This window comes from Pseudomonas sp. S2_A05 (assembly GCF_054668485.1).
In genome coordinates this window covers 429,711-446,637 of the sequence record NZ_CP162775.1, presented here as the reverse complement: position 1 = coordinate 446,637, position 16,927 = coordinate 429,711, and the positions used below count along the sequence as shown (strand labels likewise).

The 16,927-nt window shown below is 60.9% G+C and carries 15 protein-coding genes and 2 pseudogenes; all 17 read right to left on the bottom strand.

The features are described from left to right. Positions 1–17 precede the first annotated feature (17 nt). The 17 genes and pseudogenes from fliM to fliS all read right to left on the bottom strand — a co-directional run bounded on the left by fliM (position 18) and on the right by fliS (position 16,843). The gene (gene fliM / locus AB4O12_RS02095; RefSeq protein ID WP_003222890.1) at positions 18–986 is read right to left on the bottom strand and encodes a flagellar motor switch protein FliM; all 969 of its coding nucleotides are present in this window, start codon (positions 984–986) and stop codon (positions 18–20) included. A 9-nt stretch (positions 987–995) separates the two neighbouring features. Next, a complete protein-coding gene (gene fliL / locus AB4O12_RS02090; RefSeq protein ID WP_016771071.1) occupies positions 996–1,499 on the bottom strand; it encodes a flagellar basal body-associated protein FliL in 504 nt (167 codons plus the stop codon). A 338-nt stretch (positions 1,500–1,837) separates the two neighbouring features. After that, positions 1,838–3,205 carry a flagellar hook-length control protein FliK gene (locus AB4O12_RS02085; RefSeq protein ID WP_460060242.1) on the bottom strand — a complete coding sequence of 456 codons (1,368 nt, stop codon included), beginning with the start codon at positions 3,203–3,205 and terminating at the stop codon, positions 1,838–1,840. A 105-nt stretch (positions 3,206–3,310) separates the two neighbouring features. Further along, on the bottom strand, positions 3,311–3,658 hold the full coding sequence (locus AB4O12_RS02080; RefSeq protein ID WP_016771073.1) for an Hpt domain-containing protein: 348 nt from the start codon (positions 3,656–3,658) through the stop codon (positions 3,311–3,313). Positions 3,659–3,688: 30 nt separating this feature from the next. Further along, a complete protein-coding gene (locus AB4O12_RS02075; RefSeq protein ID WP_258707784.1) occupies positions 3,689–5,392 on the bottom strand; it encodes an ATP-binding SpoIIE family protein phosphatase in 1,704 nt (567 codons plus the stop codon). Positions 5,393–5,397: 5 nt separating this feature from the next. Further along, the gene (locus AB4O12_RS02070) at positions 5,398–5,703 is read right to left on the bottom strand and encodes an STAS domain-containing protein (protein WP_056783805.1); all 306 of its coding nucleotides are present in this window, start codon (positions 5,701–5,703) and stop codon (positions 5,398–5,400) included. 190 nt (positions 5,704–5,893) lie between these two features. Then, positions 5,894–6,343 (bottom strand): flagellar export protein FliJ, encoded by a 450-nt coding sequence (gene fliJ / locus AB4O12_RS02065; protein WP_016771076.1) that lies wholly within the window; start codon positions 6,341–6,343, stop codon positions 5,894–5,896. A 6-nt stretch (positions 6,344–6,349) separates the two neighbouring features. Further along, on the bottom strand, positions 6,350–7,708 hold the full coding sequence (gene fliI, locus AB4O12_RS02060; protein WP_016771077.1) for a flagellar protein export ATPase FliI: 1,359 nt from the start codon (positions 7,706–7,708) through the stop codon (positions 6,350–6,352). Continuing rightward, the gene (gene fliH / locus AB4O12_RS02055) at positions 7,698–8,504 is read right to left on the bottom strand and encodes a flagellar assembly protein FliH (RefSeq protein ID WP_460060240.1); all 807 of its coding nucleotides are present in this window, start codon (positions 8,502–8,504) and stop codon (positions 7,698–7,700) included. Before fliH ends, fliI begins: the two co-directional genes overlap by 11 nt. A gap of 4 nt (positions 8,505–8,508) precedes the next feature. Further along, positions 8,509–9,527 (bottom strand): annotated as a pseudogene (gene fliG, locus AB4O12_RS02050) (flagellar motor switch protein FliG). Beyond that, a complete protein-coding gene (gene fliF / locus AB4O12_RS02045; RefSeq protein WP_041479017.1) occupies positions 9,520–11,307 on the bottom strand; it encodes a flagellar basal-body MS-ring/collar protein FliF in 1,788 nt (595 codons plus the stop codon). Before fliF ends, fliG begins: the two are co-directional and overlap by 8 nt. Before the next feature lie 14 nt (positions 11,308–11,321). Beyond that, positions 11,322–11,651 (bottom strand): flagellar hook-basal body complex protein FliE, encoded by a 330-nt coding sequence (fliE, locus tag AB4O12_RS02040; RefSeq protein ID WP_016771081.1) that lies wholly within the window; start codon positions 11,649–11,651, stop codon positions 11,322–11,324. 128 nt (positions 11,652–11,779) lie between these two features. After that, positions 11,780–13,162: a sigma-54-dependent transcriptional regulator gene (locus AB4O12_RS02035; protein WP_315435245.1), complete on the bottom strand. Its 1,383-nt coding sequence runs from the start codon at positions 13,160–13,162 to the stop codon at positions 11,780–11,782. A 5-nt stretch (positions 13,163–13,167) separates the two neighbouring features. Next, positions 13,168–14,378: pseudogene (locus AB4O12_RS02030) on the bottom strand (sensor histidine kinase). A gap of 110 nt (positions 14,379–14,488) precedes the next feature. Beyond that, on the bottom strand, positions 14,489–15,964 hold the full coding sequence (locus AB4O12_RS02025; protein ID WP_041479014.1) for a sigma-54 dependent transcriptional regulator: 1,476 nt from the start codon (positions 15,962–15,964) through the stop codon (positions 14,489–14,491). 172 nt (positions 15,965–16,136) lie between these two features. Next, on the bottom strand, positions 16,137–16,433 hold the full coding sequence (locus AB4O12_RS02020; RefSeq protein ID WP_016771085.1) for a hypothetical protein: 297 nt from the start codon (positions 16,431–16,433) through the stop codon (positions 16,137–16,139). Between the two features lie 11 nt (positions 16,434–16,444). Further along, positions 16,445–16,843: a flagellar export chaperone FliS gene (gene fliS, locus AB4O12_RS02015; RefSeq protein WP_041479013.1), complete on the bottom strand. Its 399-nt coding sequence runs from the start codon at positions 16,841–16,843 to the stop codon at positions 16,445–16,447. Positions 16,844–16,927 lie beyond the last annotated feature (84 nt).

Here is a 16,927-nt window from a genome sequence, read left to right as displayed (position 1 = left end):
GGGTGAAAAGCGCCGCCTCAGCGACGCTCGATCGGCTCGATCACCTGCAACGCGAGGTTGCCTTTGTGCGAGCCCATCTTGACCTTGAAGGCCGGCACGCCGTTGGCGCGCATGATCATGTCTTCCGGCATCTCGACCGGGATCACATCGCCCGGTTGCATGTGCAGGATGTCGCGCAGCTTCAACTGGCGGCGGGCCACGGTGGCGCCGATCGGCACGTCGACATCGAGCACGTCCTGGCGCAGGGCGTTGACCCAGCGCTCGTCCTGATCGTCGAGGTCGGACTGGAAACCGGCGTCGAGCATCTCGCGCACTGGCTCGATCATCGAGTACGGCATGGTCACGTGCAGATCGCCGCCACCGCCATCGAGTTCGATGTGGAAGGTGGAGACCACAATTGCTTCGCTCGGGCCGACGATGTTGGCCATGGCCGGGTTCACTTCCGAGTTGATGTACTCGAAATTGACTTCCATGATCGCCTGCCAGGCTTCTTTCAGATCGACGAAAGCCTGCTCGAGCACCATGCGCACTACGCGCAACTCGGTCGGGGTGAACTCACGCCCTTCGATCTTGGCGTGACGGCCGTCACCACCGAAGAAGTTGTCCACCAGCTTGAACACCAGTTTGGCGTCGAGGATGAACAGCGCGGTGCCGCGCAGCGGTTTGATCTTGACCAGATTGAGGCTGGTCGGCACGTACAGCGAGTGCACGTATTCGCCGAACTTCATCACCTGCACACCACCGACAGCCACGTCCGCCGAGCGGCGCAGCATGTTGAACATGCTGATGCGGGTGTAGCGGGCAAAGCGCTCGTTGATCATTTCCAGCGTCGGCATGCGTCCACGGACGATGCGATCCTGACTGGTCAGGTCGTAGCTTTTGACACTGCCGGGTTCGGCAGCATTATCGGTCTGTACCAGACCATCATCGACGCCATGCAGCAGCGCATCGATTTCATCCTGGGACAGCAGATCCTGCACGGCCATGTCGTGTTCCTACTGCAGTACGAAATTAGTGAAAAGCAACTGTTCGATGACCACTTTGCCCAGTTCTTTCTGCGCCACTTCCTGGACGCTGGCGGTGGCCTTCTGGCGCAACATCTCCTGGCCGACCGGGGTCGCCAGTGTGGCGAAATCCTGACCAGAGAAGAGCATTACCAGGTTGTTGCGGATAACCGGCATGTGCACTTTGAGCGCGTCCAGATCGGCCTGATTACGCGCCAGCATGGTGATGCTCACCTGCATGTAGCGCTGACGGCCGTTCTGGTTGTAGTTGGCCACGAAGGCCGGCGCCATCGGCTCGAAAATCGCCGCCTGCTTGCCGACCGGCGCTGCTTCAGCGGCCTCGGCAGGCTTGCTTTGCGCGCCGTGCATGAAGAACCAGGTCGCCCCGACGGATGCACCAATGGCCACCAGCAACGCCAGCACGATCACGATGATCAGCTTGAGTTTGCCTTTGGTTGCGGGGTCTTTTACTGCTGCAGCTTCGCTCTTCGCCATGCCAATAATCCGTCACTAATCGGGGGTTTCACAGTCGCACGGCAAGGCAAGAGCAAGTGTTATGCCAGAAGTGTCGGAGGTCGAGAACGACGCTAAAGTCAAAAGTACCCTCACCCCAGCCCTCTCCCTGAGGGAGAGGGGGCCGACCGAGATGTAATGGGGCTGGACATCGACCTGCACAACCGAGGTGATTGCAAGTTCAGGGCGGGAATCAACAGGTCGCCGAATGTCGAACGGATTCAGCGATGCTCGTTCAGGTCGGCGTAGTTCTTCAAGATTCCCCAATCGGTCCCCTCTCCCTCTGGGAGAGGGCTAGGGTGAGGGGGCTCTTGATTTGCTCAGGCGTAATAGTCGACCGCGCTGCTGCCAATTACGCTGGTAGTCTGCGCCGCCACTTCAGCGACAGTAGCCGGTGCCAATTCCTCATCCGCCGAATCCAAGCGGCCACCCGCAGCGCTGGTCCGGCCACTCTGCCCCTGCTGCGCCTGTTCCTGACCTTGCTGCCCCTGCCAGCCACGGTTCTGGTCGGCGACATTGACATCCACCTGGCCCATGCCCTGCTGGTTGAACATGTCGCGCAGGCGGTGCATCTGGCTGTCGAGCGCTTCACGCACGCTTGGGTGTGCGCTCATGAAGGTGACCTGGGTCTGCTGATCGGGAACCATGTTCACGCGGATATCCAGACGCCCCAGCTCCGCCGGTTGCAACTGAATGTCGGCGGCCTTCAGGTTGACGCTGGACAGGTACATGACGCGGTTGACCACTTCTTCGGTCCAGCCACTCTGGTGCATGGCGATCGGCTGATTCACCGGCAGCGCATTGGCGGTTTTCGGCGTAGCGGCCTGGGTCAGTGCCGCCAGACGGTTGGCGAAGTCATCGACGCGGGTGTCGCTGGTAGCCGATTTCAGATCCTTCAGACCATCGTCGATCAACCCGCTGAAAGCTTGTTCGCCGCCCTGACTGGTGCTGTCCTTGTCGGCCTGCACGTCGAGCATGCTGGCCATGCCGGCGGCGAAGTTCTGCGCGGCGGTCAACTCGCCATCGGCCTGAGCCTGAGCAGGCGAGGCTTTCAGCTGCGCCTGACTGGCGGCGGAAATATGCCCGCCCTGCTCCATCGCCATGCGCACGGCCGGCATCGAGTCGAGCGGGTCGGCCGATGGATCGAAATCGCTGTCGGTGGCCGCCGGATCTTTGACCATGCCCGATACGACCGCCAATGCAGGCGTTTCGGTTTCCGGCTGGGCTGGCGTGGTGACTGTTGGTGCTTGCACCACAGGCGCTGCCACCAACGGCTGAACGACTTGCGCCAGGGCCGGATCAAGCGCCGGGTCTACAGGCGCGGCATCGGCCACAGGGGTTTGTACCGTTTCAGTGGTGTCATCGGCAGTCGCTGTCGCGTCGTCGCTCGCCGCCGCTTTGTCGGCAGGCAACGCTTTGCCGCTATCGGCAACTGCTGGCTCGGGCGCGGCAGACTGATCTTTGCCGATATCCTTTTTGCCGCTGCTGTCAGCGACCTTGTCGCGTGCCGGCTTGACTGAATTGTCAGCGCTCACGGCAGGCTTGGCCGGCGCCTGATCGGCAAACACTCTGGCGAAGCTGGAAGCCTTGTCCCCGGCGTCTGCGGCCATTGCCGACGATTTGCCAGAGGCGGCTTGCGCCTTGGCCTGGGCGGCGGTCTGAAGAAGAATGTTGGGGGTCGCAGGCATGACACGGTCTCCGCTGCACTGGGATCGTAGGTACAGTTGAGCAAGATGACTGCAAGTGCCGGGCCAGTTTGGCCAGACACTTGCGAAAAGCGCCGGGCGGCAGCTTCAGTGGATGTGGGCGTGGTGCTTTTCGCTTTCGTACACCGGGCGTACTTCGGCGAATTCGGAATGGATATCGGCCACCAGTTGAGCGAGCGCTTCCGGACTTTTGTCCTTGGCATTCGACTCAAGATCCTGGCACAACTCGGCCAGTCGAACCGCGCCCATGTTGCTGGCACTGCCCTTGAAGCTATGGGCTACATCGGAAAGCGCTTTGGCGCTGGTGCTGTCCTGCAACTCGTGCAGGCGGCTTTGCGAATCTGCCAGAAAAGTCTCCAGCAATTCCGTATAGCCGTCCTCCATCACCTCGCGCAAAGTATCGAGGACTTCGCGATCTACATGTGGGTCTGTCACTTGCTCACTCCTTGATCAAGAATGGGCGGATTATGCCTCAATCTCCCAGAAAAACTCCACGCTGGCACTACGACCCTGGTCCGACCAACTGGCGTTGCGCCCCAGTTGCCGGACCAGACCGATGCCGCGTCCCGACAAGCGGACGTTATCCACGGGCCTTTCCATGACCCGCGCCACATCAAACCCCTTGCCACTGTCATCGACACGAATGACCAGCCGCCCACCCTCGCCTTGCGGTTGCACCTGCAGATGCACGCGCACGAAACCGTCTTGCAGCGCCTCCAGCCGCGCCGCGCGCATTTCATAGTAGCGGGCGAAACCTGCCGCATCGCGTTTGAGGCTCGAGTCCAGCCCGAGCACGCCATGCTCCAGCCCATTGGAATACAACTCGGCGAGCACGCTGTACAGCGCCCCGCTTTGCGCGCGCAGGCCATGCACCTCAAGCAGCAACTGCAAGAGGAACGGCAACGGATTGAAGCGCCTGAGCGTGGCGCCGCGAAACTCGAAACTGGCCGACCAGTCCAGCGGGCACGACTGGCCACTGTCGGAATACACCGGCGCTGCGCCGTGGGCCTGCGCCGACTCAAGCAGACTGACTTCGACCATGCTTACGTCATCACGGGCCTGTCCGCGAAAATCGCGCAACGCCTGTTCGATATCCTCGAATAACCGATCCGGCTCACGGTTCGCCGCAAACACCTGCTGCAAGCGTTCGACGCCGAACAACTGGTCATTGGCATCGCAGGTATCGATCACCCCGTCCGATAACAGAAACACTCGATCATCGACGGCCATCGGATACACATCCGTACGGTCATCGAAGGCTTGCGCGCTGAGAATCCCAAGGGGCAAATGCCGCGCCGGCAAGGGCACACGCTCGCCGCTGGCCATGCGGTGCAGGTAACCGTCGGGCATGCCACCATTCCACACCTCCACCGAACGGCTCTGGAAACTCAGACTGAGCAAGGTGGCACAGCAGAACATGTCCACCGGCAGGATGCGCTTGAGCTTGGCGTTCATCTCGCGCAGGGTTTCGGCCAGGCCATAGCCCTTGGCGGTCATCCCATAAAACACTTCGGCCAGCGGCATCGCCCCCACCGCTGCCGGCAAGCCATGCCCGGTGAAATCGCCGAGCATGACGTGCATGTCACCGGCCGGCGTATACGCAGCGAGCAACAGATCGCCATTGAACAGGGCGTAAGGCGATTGCAGGTAACGGATGTTCGGCGCACTCAGGCACCCGGAATGCGCGACCTTGTCGAACACCGCTTTGGCCACGCGTTGTTCGTTGAGCAGATAGTCATGATGTTTCGCGATCAGATCGCGCTGCTGCAGGACCGTGGCCTGAAGGCGACGCAAGCGATCCATCGCCTTGATTTTGGCGGCAAGGATCACCTGGTTGTACGGCTTCGCCAGAAAATCGTCGCCGCCAGCCTCCAGACACCGAGCCAGCGCTTCACTCTCGGTCAGCGACGTGAGGAAAATGATCGGCACCAACGCTTCACCCGCCAGCGCCTTGATCTGCCGCGCCGCTTCGAAGCCGTCCATCACCGGCATCAGCGCGTCCATCAACACCAGATCGGGTTCTTGCTGCTGGAAGCATTCGACCGCCTCCGCACCATTTGCCGCCGTCAGCACCTGATGACCTTGACGGCGGACAATGGTCGACAGCAGCAGCCGGTCGGCGGCACTGTCTTCGGCGATAAGAATAGTCAGCGGCTCTTGCGCCTGCATGGGCGTCAACTGATGTCGAAGAGTTTGTCGAAGTTGGAAATCGCGAGGATTTTCTTCACATCGGAGCTGCTGTTGACGACGCGGATATCCGAATTGTCGCCACCGGCGTGATCACGCAGCAGAAGCAACATGCCCAGCGCGGAGCTGTCGAGGTAAGTGGCCTCTTTGAGATCGACCACGATGGATTCGGGTTTGTGTGGGAGCCGTTCATACGACTCGCGAAATTCCTGATGGCGACCGAAATCGAACCGGCCTTTGACGGCGATCGTGAGCTTTTTCTGGTCTGGAGAGACTTCTGTAACGACTGACATTGACTGGCTTCCTTGTCATTGACGAACCTGTACAAGGTTTAGCACCTGGATAGGCTTGGGGCAAGGCGCAACAGTGGAACAAGTGTGGGAGCGAGCCTGCTCGCGAAGGCATTCTGTCAGTTGACTACAGGATTGACTGACACGGCGCTTTCGCGAGCAGGCTCGCTCCCACAGGGTTTGGCGGTGAGGTTTAGAAGGCATCACGCCTTGGCAACCGCTGCGACAGTTCATCGAGCAGCTTCTGCTCCCGCTTGTCTTCCAGGCGTTGCGCTTCATCACGATAGCGCTGCACCAGTTTGCGCAAGCCCTCGACGCGGGCGAATGCCTGTTGCCATTCCTCCCGCGCCTTGTCGAGCTTGTTCTGGTGCCAGACCAGGCTCTGCCGTTGCTGGTCGACGGCAGTATCGAGTTGCGCCAGGAAACCCTGAAAACCCAGCAGCCATTGCCCGGTGACGCCGGTGCTGCCACGGACGATCCACTGCTGCGAGTAATCCAGACGAAAGGCATTGAGGTCGGCCAGTTTGCTTTCGGCAACTTTGACCTGGCCCTGAAAGTAGGCGAGGCGCTGCACGGCGGCTTTCTCGGCCTTCTCGGCCATGTCCACCACCGGTGCCAGGCGCGCAGCGCGGCTGACGGCCATGGCCGGTTACCCGCCCGCCGCAGGGGCGAACAGGGTTTCCAGATAGGCCTGGCTTTCACCCAGATTGATTTTGTCGTTGAGGCCCTGGCGCTGATACCTGACCAATTGCGGCTGCAGGGAAATCGCCAGATCGGTCTCGCGATCACCACCGGCCACATAGGCACCGACGCTGATCAAATCACGGCTCTGCTGATAGCGCGACCAAAGCTGCTTGAAATACTGCGCGCGCTGCATGTGATCCGGCGAAACCACCGCCGGCATCACCCGGCTGATCGACGCTTCGATGTCGATCGCCGGATAGTGGCCTTCCTCGGCCAGGCGCCGCGACAGGACGATGTGGCCGTCGAGCACGCCACGCGCCGAGTCGGCAATCGGGTCCTGCTGGTCGTCGCCTTCGGACAGTACGGTGTAGAACGCCGTGATCGAGCCACCGCCCTTCTCCGCGTTACCGGCGCGCTCCACCAGTTTCGGCAGCTTGGCGAACACCGAGGGCGGATAGCCCTTGGTTGCTGGCGGTTCGCCGATGGCCAGCGCGATTTCGCGCTGGGCCTGGGCGAAACGGGTCAGCGAGTCCATCAGCAGCAGCACGTTCTTGCCCTTGTCGCGGAAATACTCGGCGATGCGCGTGCAATACATCGCCGCGCGCATACGCATCAGCGGTGCGTCGTCCGCTGGCGAGGCAACCACTACCGAGCGTTTGAGGCCCTCTTCACCGAGGATGTGCTCGATGAATTCCTTAACTTCGCGGCCACGCTCACCGATCAGGCCGACGACGATGATGTCGGCTTCGGTGAAGCGGGTCATCATGCCCAACAGCACCGATTTACCGACACCGGTACCGGCGAACAGACCCAGACGCTGGCCACGGCCGACCGTCAGCAAACCGTTGATGCAACGGATGCCGACATCCAGCGGTACGCTGATCGGATCACGGTTGAGCGGGTTGATGGTCGGGCCGTCCATCGGCACCCAGTCTTCGGCCTTCATGCCACCCTTGCCGTCCAGCGCGCGGCCGGCACCGTCAAGAACACGGCCGAGCATGCTCATGCCCATCGGCAAACGACCGGTGTCGGCCAGCGGCACCACACGAGCGCCCGGGGCAATGCCGGCGACGCTGCCGACCGGCATCAGAAAGACTTTGCTGCCGGAAAAACCCATGACTTCCGCTTCCACCTGAGACGGATGGTAGCTGTCGTCATTGATCACCATGCAGCGGGTGCCCATGGCGGCGCGCAGGCCTTCGGCTTCGAGGGTCAGGCCAACCATGCGCAGCAGCCGACCTTCAAGGATCGGCGCGCCGGCAATCTCGGTGGCCTCGGCGTAGGTGCTCAGGCGCTTGGCGAAACTGGTGCGTTCAAGGCGCATCGCTGGCGTCCGCGCGCGGCTCGTCAGAGTCGACAGCCGCTGGGGTGTCTTCGGGAATGTCCAGACTCAAGTCAGGCGCTGCCGGATGCAGAGCCTGCTCGTGCAACTGGTCGAACAGCTTGGCCATGACCTGGGTCACCCGCGATTCGACGCTGGCGTCGATGCGGCTGTGCTCGGTTTCAACCCGGCAACCGCCCGGCAACAGCGACTCGTCCTCGACGATGCGCCAGCTTTCTTCGTGGCGTTCGCGCAGGGCTTTGACCTGGGCGAAATCCTGCGGATTGACGTACAGGCGCACGTTTTCCACGCCCAGCGGCAGCAGCTTGAGGGCATCGCGCATGACGTGTTCGATCTGCGTCGAGTCGATGGCCAGTTCGCGCTTGATCACTTGTTTGGTGATGTGCTGCACGAGGTCGACCAGCGACTTTTCAATCTGGGTGTCTTGCTCGGCGATCGGTTCGAACAGGTTGGCCATCAGCAGCTCAAGGCTGGCGATTTTCGCCGCGAGCGCTGTTTCAGCCTCCTGACGCACCTTCAGCGAGGTGCTGTGAAAACCTTCTTTTTCGCCGATGGCGAAGCCCTCGTTGTAAGCCTCCTGACGGATACTTTCGAGTTCTTCCAGGGTCAGTGGCTGGACTTCTTCCAGCGGCACTTCTTCCATTTCCGGCGGTTCGGGCTCGGGTTCCGGCTCGGGTTCCGGTTTCGGCGGGTCGAAGCTGGGCAGCGCCCGGGATTCGAAACCACGAACATCGCGGGCGCGGATCAGATCCGTCACAGACTCGTCAGGCTTATCCATGGGCTTAGATCATTTCCTCGCCGCCCTTGCCACCGAGCACGATCTCGCCGGCTTCGGCCATACGACGGGCAATAGTGAGGATCTCCTTCTGCGCGGTTTCGACGTCGCTGACGCGCACCGGGCCTTTCGCCTCGAGGTCGTCGCGCAACAGTTCGGCGGCACGCTTGGACATGTTCTTGAAGATCTTTTCCTTGACGCCCTCGTCCGAGCCTTTGAGGGCCAGCACCAGCACATCGGAAGAGACTTCGCGCAACAGCGCCTGAATGCCACGGTCGTCGACGTCGGCAAGGTTGTTGAACACGAACATGAGGTCTTCGATCTGACCGGACAGGTCTTCGTCGACTTCGCGGATCGAGTCCATGAGCTGGCCTTCGATCGAGCTGTCCAGGAAGTTCATGATGTCGGCCGCACGCTTGATGCCACCCGGGTGGTGCGCGAGGCGTTCGAGTTGCCGGAGAACTGTTTCTCGAGAATCTGGTTGAGTTCTTTCAAGGCGGCCGGTTGCACGGTGTTCAACGACGAGACGCGCAGGATGATGTCCAGACGCACTTTATGGTCGAAGTTGCCGAGCACTTCACCGGCCTGATCCGGGTCGAGGTACGCGACCACGATTGCCTGGATCTGCGGGTGTTCGTAACGGATGACGTCAGCGACTGCGCGCGGCTCCATCCATTTCAGGCTGTCGAGGCCGCTGGTGTTGCCGCCGAGCAGGATGCGGTCGATCAGGCCGTTGGCCTTGTCTTCGCCCAGGGCCTGGGTGAGCATCTTGCGTACGTAGTCGTCGGATCCGACGCCGAGACTGGTCTGATCGCCGACGATGTCGACGAACTCGCTCATCACCTGCTCGACCTGTTCGCGATGGACGTTGCCCATCTGCGCCATGGCCACGCCGACGCGCTGAACCTCCTTGGGCCCCATGTGGCGCAGCACTTGCGCAGCATCGGTCGAACCCAGGGACAGCAGCAGAATCGCGGCTTTGTCGACCTTGGTCAGTTTGACGGTGGCGGCTCGGTTATCACTCATCTGCGTTAATCCACTCTTTCACGACCTGAGCCACGCGACCCGGGTCTTCAGCTACCAGACTCTTGATTGCATTCAGTTGTGCGTCATAACCCTCGCTCGGGCTCGGCAACAGAATGCTCTGCGGACCACCGAGGCTCACGCGGTCGTTGGCCAGTTCGCCGTCCAGGCCGCCCATGCCACCGAGTTCCACGTCGCTGCCCAGACCGGCCAGCTCCTTGCCTTTGCCACCGCCGGTGATGTTGTTGAGCACCGGACGCAGCACACCAAACACCAGTACGAGGATGAACAGCACACCCAGCACTTGTTTGACGATGTCCCAGAACCAAGGCTGGGAGTAGAACGGAATATCGGCAATCACTTCGCCGCGCTCGGCGGAGAACGGCATGTTGATCACGCTGACGCTGTCGCCACGGCTGGCGTCGAAACCGACGGCGTCCTGCACCAGACGGGTGAAGCGCGCCAATTCGTCGGCGCTCCACGGCGCACGGCTGGTTTCGCCGTTGGCCGGGTTGATCTTGACCTGATCGTCGACCACGACCGACACCGACAGGCGATTGAGACGGCCCTGCTGCTGCTTGGTGTGGCTGATCGAACGGTCGAGCTCGAAGTTCTTGGTGGATTGTTGACGCTTGTCCGCCGGGTACGGTGCGAGCATCGGCTGGCCGGTGGCCGGGTCCATGATCTGCTGACCGTTGGCGTCAACCAGTGGCTGACCCGGCTGGATCATCCCGGCCGGTGCGGCGGTGCCACCGGTGGTCTGCGGCGCCGAGGCAGGCGACGGCGGCTGGTTGCTCAGGGCACCCGGCACACCTTGCGGGCCATTGCTGGCGGTACGTTGTTCGTTGACCGACTGCTCGCTGCGCAACGCCGGTTGGTCCGGGTTGAACTGCTCGGCAGTCGATTCGACGGCACTGAAATCGACGTCGGCGGAGACTTCAGCCTTGTAGCGATCGTTGCCCAGTACCGGTTGCAGAATGTTGTGCACGCGCTGGGTGAGCATGCTTTCCATGCGGCGGCTGTAATCGAACTGCTTGCCGGCCATGGTCATTTCCGAGTTCTCCGCCTGATCGGAGAGCAGGTTGCCCTTCTGATCGACGACGGTGATCTGCGATTTGCTCAACTCGGGCACGGAAGTCGCGACCAGGTTGATAATCGCCACCACCTGGCCCGGCTCCAGCGAACGCCCGCTGTACAGCTCGACCAGTACCGAAGCGCTCGGCTTGCGCTCGTCACGGACGAACACCGAACTCTTCGGAATGGCCAGGTGCACGCGAGCACCCTTGACGTTGTTCAGGCTGGAGATGGTCCGCGCCAGTTCGCCTTCGAGGCCGCGACGATAACGGGTCGCTTCCATGAACTGGCTGGTGCCCAGACCCTGTTCCTTGTCGAGGATTTCGAAACCGATGTTGCCGTCGCTGGGAGTGACACCAGCGGCAGCGAGTTTCATCCGCGCACGGGACAGGTCGTCGGCCTTGACCAGCAAGGCGCCGGAATTGGGTTCTACGTTGTAGGGAATGTCAGCGGCGGCCAGGGTTTCCATGACCTGCTTGGCGTCCATGCCGGCAAGGCTGCCGTACAGTGGACGGTAATCCGGCTGCTGCGACCACAGCACCACGGCAAAGCCAATCGCCACGCTCGCCGCCAGACCGACCAACAGGCCGACCTGACGCAGCACGGTCATCTGGGAAAGGTTTTCCAGAAAGGACAGGCCGAACAGCGGCGGTTTGCCGTCGATCGGGGTGGCCTTGGCCGGAACGTTATCAGCGACTGCTTCTGCCATGACTTATTTCGCCCTTAAACCGGCATCTGCATGATGTCTTGGTAAGCCTGGACCAGCTTGTTGCGCACCTGGGTCAGAGCCTGGAACGACACGCTGGCTTTTTGCGACGCAATCATGACGTCAGTCAGGTCGACACCGCTCTTGCCGATCTCGAACGCGTTGGCCAGTTGAGTCGACGCCTGCTGGGTATCGCTGACTTTATTGATCGCCTGACCGAGCATGTCGGAAAAGCTGCTGCCCGCGATTTCAGGGACAGCGGCAGTCGATTTACGCGCAGACATGGCATCCACTTTCATGGCCTGCATGTCCATCATCAACCGATTAAATTCAATACCTTGGCTCATGGTCTACTCTCTTGGGCGGCCCGCAATTTTTTGACACTCACTCGGCGGGTACACAGGTATTAGCAACAAGGGTGCCAGCTAGTGGGCACCCTTCTGAGAAAAGCATCTGGAATGTTTTGCAGCATCGATCAGGTGGCGAACAGATAACCTTCGACATCCATCCCGGCATCGCGCATTTGCGCCAGTTTGTAGCGCAGAGTGCGCGGGCTGATGCCGAGTTTTTCGGCAGCTTCCTTGCGTCGGCCACGCTCGGCGCGCAGGGTGTCGATGATCATCTGAAACTCCCGGCGGCGCAGGTCATCGCCCAGCGCGCCGGAAGAATCCGCTTCGATTTCCACCTCGCGGATCACTGGTGCCGCGACCGGCAACGGCGCAAATGTCACCGCACCGCTCAGGCAAAAATCCTGCGGCTGAATCAAACCGCCCTGCTGCAGAATCAACGCGCGCTGAATGGCGTTGTCCAGCTCCCGCACGTTGCCCGGCCACGGGTACGCGGTCAGACAGGCTTGAGCTTCGGGGGACAGCTTGGCTGCTGCGTGCTTCATTTTATTGACGTGTTTGGCCAACAATTTTTCCGCCAACGGCAGGATATCGGCAGTGCGCTCGCGAAGTGGACGCCAGGCCAAGGGAAAAACCGACAAGCGGTAAAACAGGTCTTCGCGAAAACGCCCCGCCGCCACTTCGCCGGCCAGATCGCGGTTGGTCGTGGCGACCACGCGAATATCCAGACTGATCGGCTTGCGCGCGCCCACTCGCTCCACTTCACGCTCTTGCAGAACGCGCAGCAACTTGGCTTGCAGGGCCAGGGGCATTTCGGAAATTTCGTCGAGCAGAATGGTGCCGCCGTCCGCCTGCTCGAACTTGCCGGCCTGCGAAGCGATGGCGCCGGTGAACGAGCCCTTCTCATGGCCGAACAGTGTTGCTTCGAGCATGTTGTCGGGAATCGCCGCGCAGTTGATCGCAATAAACGGCTGGCTCGCCCGTCGCGATTGCTGGTGAATGTAGCGCGCCAGCACTTCTTTACCGGTGCCGGACTCGCCGGAGATCAACACAGTCGAGTCACTGCGCGCGACCCGTGCCGCCAGCTCAAGCAACTGCGCACTGGCCGGTTCAACGGCGACGGGGCCTTCCGCTTCGCCAGCATCAATGCAGCCCAGCGCATGCCGCGCCACCAGATCGAGCAATGCCTTGGGCTCAAACGGCTTGACCAGATAATCCGCCGCGCCTTGGCGCATCGCATCGACCGCACGCTCGACGGCGCCGTGGGCGGTCATCAATAGCACCGGCAATTGCGGCTGGCGTGCGCGCAGCAACGCAAGCAATTGATGACCGTCCATGCCCGGCATGTTGACGTCGCTGACCACCAGGCTGAAAGCTTGCTGCGCGACGGCCGTCAGCGCTTCTTCGGCGCTACCGACGGCGTGATAGTCGTGGCCGGCGAGCAGCAGCGTATCGGCCAGCGCCTCGCGCAACGAACGGTCATCCTCGACCAGCAACACCTTGATGCCCATGACGTTTATTCAACTCCTTGTGCAGCGGAAAACAGCGGCAGACTGACCTGCGCGCAAGTGCCGCGCCCGACTCGCGAACGCAGGGTCAATTCTCCCTGATGCGCACGGACCACCGCTTTGACCACGGTCAGGCCGAGGCCGGTGCCGGTGACTTTGGTAGTAAAAAAGGCTCGCCGAGGCGCGCCAAAACTGTCGGCTCAATGCCGCCGCCACTGTCGCTGACACACAGACGCAGGGTGTTGCCTCTGGTGTAGCAATGCACCTTCAGGCGCGCTTCGCCGGCGCTGGCCTGAATGGCGTTTTCAATCAGATTCAGTAATGCCCCGACCAGTGTGTCGCGGTTGCACAGCAGCTCACCGGCATGGCTGTCGCACTGCCAGCGGATCGGCAGATCCTGCACATGGGTCAGCGCCGCTGCCTGCAGCGATTGCATCAAGGCATTGGGCGAAATGCGGTCGGTCAGCGGCAATTCACCGCGAGCGAACACCAGCATGTCGCGCACTTGATGTTCGAGTTCGTGCAGACGCTCTTTCAAGCGGCCGGCAAAGCGTTGCTGGGTTTCCACTGGCAGTTGCTGTTCAGTCAAATGACTGGCGTAGAGCAAAGCGGCGGACAGCGGCGTGCGAATCTGGTGGGCCAGCGAGGCAACCATGCGCCCCAGCGATGACAAACGTTCGTGGCGCGCCAACTGGTCTTGCAGATGACGTGTTTCCGTCAAGTCGTTGAGCAGCACCAACTGCCCCGGCTCGGCATCCAGCGAGCGGGTGGAAATCGACAGGCGTCGACCGTTTTTCAAGGAGATTTCATGACCGTCGTCTTCACGGGGAGCGAAGCAGCGCGCGATCACATGGCGCCAGAGTTCGCCCTCGAGTGGCGAGCCGAGCAGATCGATGGCGGCAGGATTGGCTTCGCGCACCAGACCGTGGCCGTCAATGACGATGACGCCGCCGGGCAAAAGGTCGAGAAGGTTTTGCAGGCGATTGGCCAGGCGTTCTTTTTCCGCCAGTTCCTGCATGCGCTGGGCGCTGACCACGGCCAGCTCACCCTTGAGCTCGGTGACCCGCGCTTCGAGCAGGCTGTAGGAGTCGGTCAGCTGGCTCGACATCTGGTTGAACAGCTGGAAGGCCTGCTCAAGTCCCTGACGACTTGCCTGCTCTACGGACGAGGGTTGCCCCACGATATTGGAGGCAGAAGAGATCTGGGCGGCTTGGGGCATTGGGCTCTCTCGCTTGGCTGACCGTCAGTGAAACGGAACGTTGCGAGGGCTATAGCAATACCCGTGCCTAAAAAAAACCGCTTATAAATGAAGCGCTTGAAAAACAGGCGTCAATCATCCGCCTGTTCATCTCCTCCAGCACGGCTCATGCCGTACTTGCGCATCTTCTCGACCAGGGTGGTGCGACGAATACGCAGACGCTCAGCGGCACGGGCGACAATGCCATTGGCATCGTCCAGCGCTTGCTGAATCAGGCCCTGCTCCAGGCCACCGAGGTAGTCTTTGAGGTCGAGACCTTCCGGCGGCAGCAACGCGTTGGCGCTGAAGTCCGGCGTATGGCCGTTGATGGCCACGCGTTCTTCCAGATCGCTGCGCAGGCTGTCGACCATCTGCTCGTCTTCGTCGTCGACGTAGCGGAATTTCTTCGGCAACTCGACCACGCCGATCACCCCGTACGGGTGCATGATCGCCATGCGCTCGACCAGGTTGGCGAGTTCGCGGACGTTGCCCGGCCAGCCGTGACGGCACAGCGACATGATCGCCGCCGAGTTGAAACGGATCGAACCGCGCTTCTCGTGCTCCATGCGCGAGATCAGTTCGTTCATCAGCAGCGGGATGTCTTCGACGCGCTCACGCAGTGGCGCCATTTCGATCGGGAACACGTTCAGGCGATAGTAGAGGTCTTCGCGGAACGAGCCGATCTCGATCATGCTTTCGAGATTCTTGTGCGTTGCGGCAATGATGCGCACGTCGACGCTCTGGGTCTTGTTGCTGCCCACGCGTTCGAAGGTGCGCTCTTGCAATACGCGCAGCAGCTTGACCTGCATCGGCAGCGGCATGTCGCCGATTTCGTCGAGAAACAGCGTGCCGCCATTGGCCAGCTCAAAGCGCCCGGCACGGCTGGTGATCGCGCCCGTGAAGGCGCCCTTCTCGTGGCCGAACAGTTCGCTTTCGAGCAGCTCTGCCGGGATCGCCCCGCAGTTGACCGGCACGAATGGCGCGTCGCGGCGTTTGGAGTGATAGTGCAGGTTGCGCGCGACCACTTCCTTGCCGGTGCCGGACTCGCCGAGGATCAGCACGCTGGCGTCGGTGTCGGCCACTTGCTGCATCATCTGCCGGACGTGCTGAATCGCACGGCTGGTGCCGACAAGACTGCGGAAAAGATTGGGTTCGCGATGACGGCCGCGCTCGCGGGCCTGGTCGTACATTTCGCGATAGACCTGGGCGCGATGCAGCGAATCGAGCAATTTGCTGTAGCTGGGCGGCATTTCCAGGGTTGACAGCACGCGACGACGCTGGTCTTCAGGCAGGTCAACGGAAGAATTATCGCCCATTAACAAAACCGGAAGGAACTCATCCCAGGTTGCGAGTGTCTTTAGCAAGCCCAAAAGCGCGCCAGGAGCATTAACGGTCCCGATCAGTACGCAAATGACTTCACGACTAGACGACAAAGAGCCGACTGCCTGCTGCCAGTCATGGCTGCCGCAGGGTAAATTTTCTTCGCCAAGAAAATTTAGAATCACCGCCAGGTCGCGGCGGCGGACGCTATCGTCATCGATCAGCAGAATTTTGGTTTCACGCCACATGCAATAGCAACTTCCCTAGTCAACTCAATGCCCGAAAAATGGGGCAAGCGAGACGCTTGCAGGACACCTTGTGCCTGTAGACGCCCTAAACCTGATAATAGCCACTAGTTAAGTCAAAAAACCGTGCACAGTCAAATTTATGGCGCACATCTCTGGTTCAACTGACGGTTAATCAACCAAACAGATGGTAAACCTTTGCAGCCTTTTGCGCTTGGGTGATCTGCGACATCTCGTTGGCTATCGCCTGCCGCTCGCCCATTGCCACCTCGAGAAGCTCTTTGTAGACGAATAGCAGCTCTTCAAGGTTATCGCGTAACGCAACTTCGTCCAGCGAAGCTTCCGCCATGACGTCTTCCATGCAGGAACGGCAAGCCAGATCCAGCTCGCCAATGGCTTCCCAGTTTCGCTCGGCCAATGCTCCGACCAACGCTTCACGGGTATCGGCAATTCGCTGCAATACAAGACTCATGGTGATCTCCTTCAGAACTGCGGAGCCGGCACGGGCGCGATGGCGTCCCAACCTTCTTTGACCGTGGTCAGCAGGCCGGCGACTTCGTCGAGTACACGGGGATCGCTGCTGATGTTCGCCTCGGCGAGGCGCTTCATCATGTAGATGTACAGGCCATCCAGATCGGCCAGTGCCTCTGCATTGTTTTCAAGGTCGAGACCTTCACGCAGGCCACTGACAATGCCGATGGCCTTGCTGATCGCCGTGCACTTGCCGGGAATATCCTTGCGCTCAATGGCGCCCTTGGCCTGCGCAATCCGGGCCAGGCCACCTTCCATCAACATTTGCACCAGGCGGTGCGGGCTCGCTTCGGACGTCTGCGCATGGGCGCCGACTTTCTGGTACTGCCGAAGGGCTAACATCGGGTTCATGTTCTACCTCATTGCCACGTTGACTCGTATAACCAGTGTATCGCCAACCGGCCCGAAAACTTTAGATCAAAAGACAAAAACCCG

Coding starts and splice junctions, on each gene's coding strand:
- fliM (WP_003222890.1), bottom strand. CDS start 986: ATGGCCGTGCAGGATCTGCTGTCCCAGGATGAAATCGATGCGCTGCTG.
- fliS (WP_041479013.1), bottom strand. CDS start 16,843: ATGAACCCGATGTTAGCCCTTCGGCAGTACCAGAAAGTCGGCGCCCAT.
- fliH (WP_460060240.1), bottom strand. CDS start 8,504: ATGGATAAGCCTGACGAGTCTGTGACGGATCTGATCCGCGCCCGCGAT.
- fliF (WP_041479017.1), bottom strand. CDS start 11,307: ATGGCAGAAGCAGTCGCTGATAACGTTCCGGCCAAGGCCACCCCGATC.
- fliJ (WP_016771076.1), bottom strand. CDS start 6,343: ATGGCCGTCAGCCGCGCTGCGCGCCTGGCACCGGTGGTGGACATGGCC.
- AB4O12_RS02020 (WP_016771085.1), bottom strand. CDS start 16,433: ATGAGTCTTGTATTGCAGCGAATTGCCGATACCCGTGAAGCGTTGGTC.
- fliI (WP_016771077.1), bottom strand. CDS start 7,708: ATGCGCCTTGAACGCACCAGTTTCGCCAAGCGCCTGAGCACCTACGCC.
- fliE (WP_016771081.1), bottom strand. CDS start 11,651: ATGAGCCAAGGTATTGAATTTAATCGGTTGATGATGGACATGCAGGCC.
- AB4O12_RS02070 (WP_056783805.1), bottom strand. CDS start 5,703: ATGTCAGTCGTTACAGAAGTCTCTCCAGACCAGAAAAAGCTCACGATC.
- AB4O12_RS02035 (WP_315435245.1), bottom strand. CDS start 13,162: ATGGGCATCAAGGTGTTGCTGGTCGAGGATGACCGTTCGTTGCGCGAG.
- AB4O12_RS02085 (WP_460060242.1), bottom strand. CDS start 3,205: ATGCCTGCGACCCCCAACATTCTTCTTCAGACCGCCGCCCAGGCCAAG.
- AB4O12_RS02075 (WP_258707784.1), bottom strand. CDS start 5,392: ATGCAGGCGCAAGAGCCGCTGACTATTCTTATCGCCGAAGACAGTGCC.
- AB4O12_RS02025 (WP_041479014.1), bottom strand. CDS start 15,964: ATGTGGCGTGAAACCAAAATTCTGCTGATCGATGACGATAGCGTCCGC.
- fliL (WP_016771071.1), bottom strand. CDS start 1,499: ATGGCGAAGAGCGAAGCTGCAGCAGTAAAAGACCCCGCAACCAAAGGC.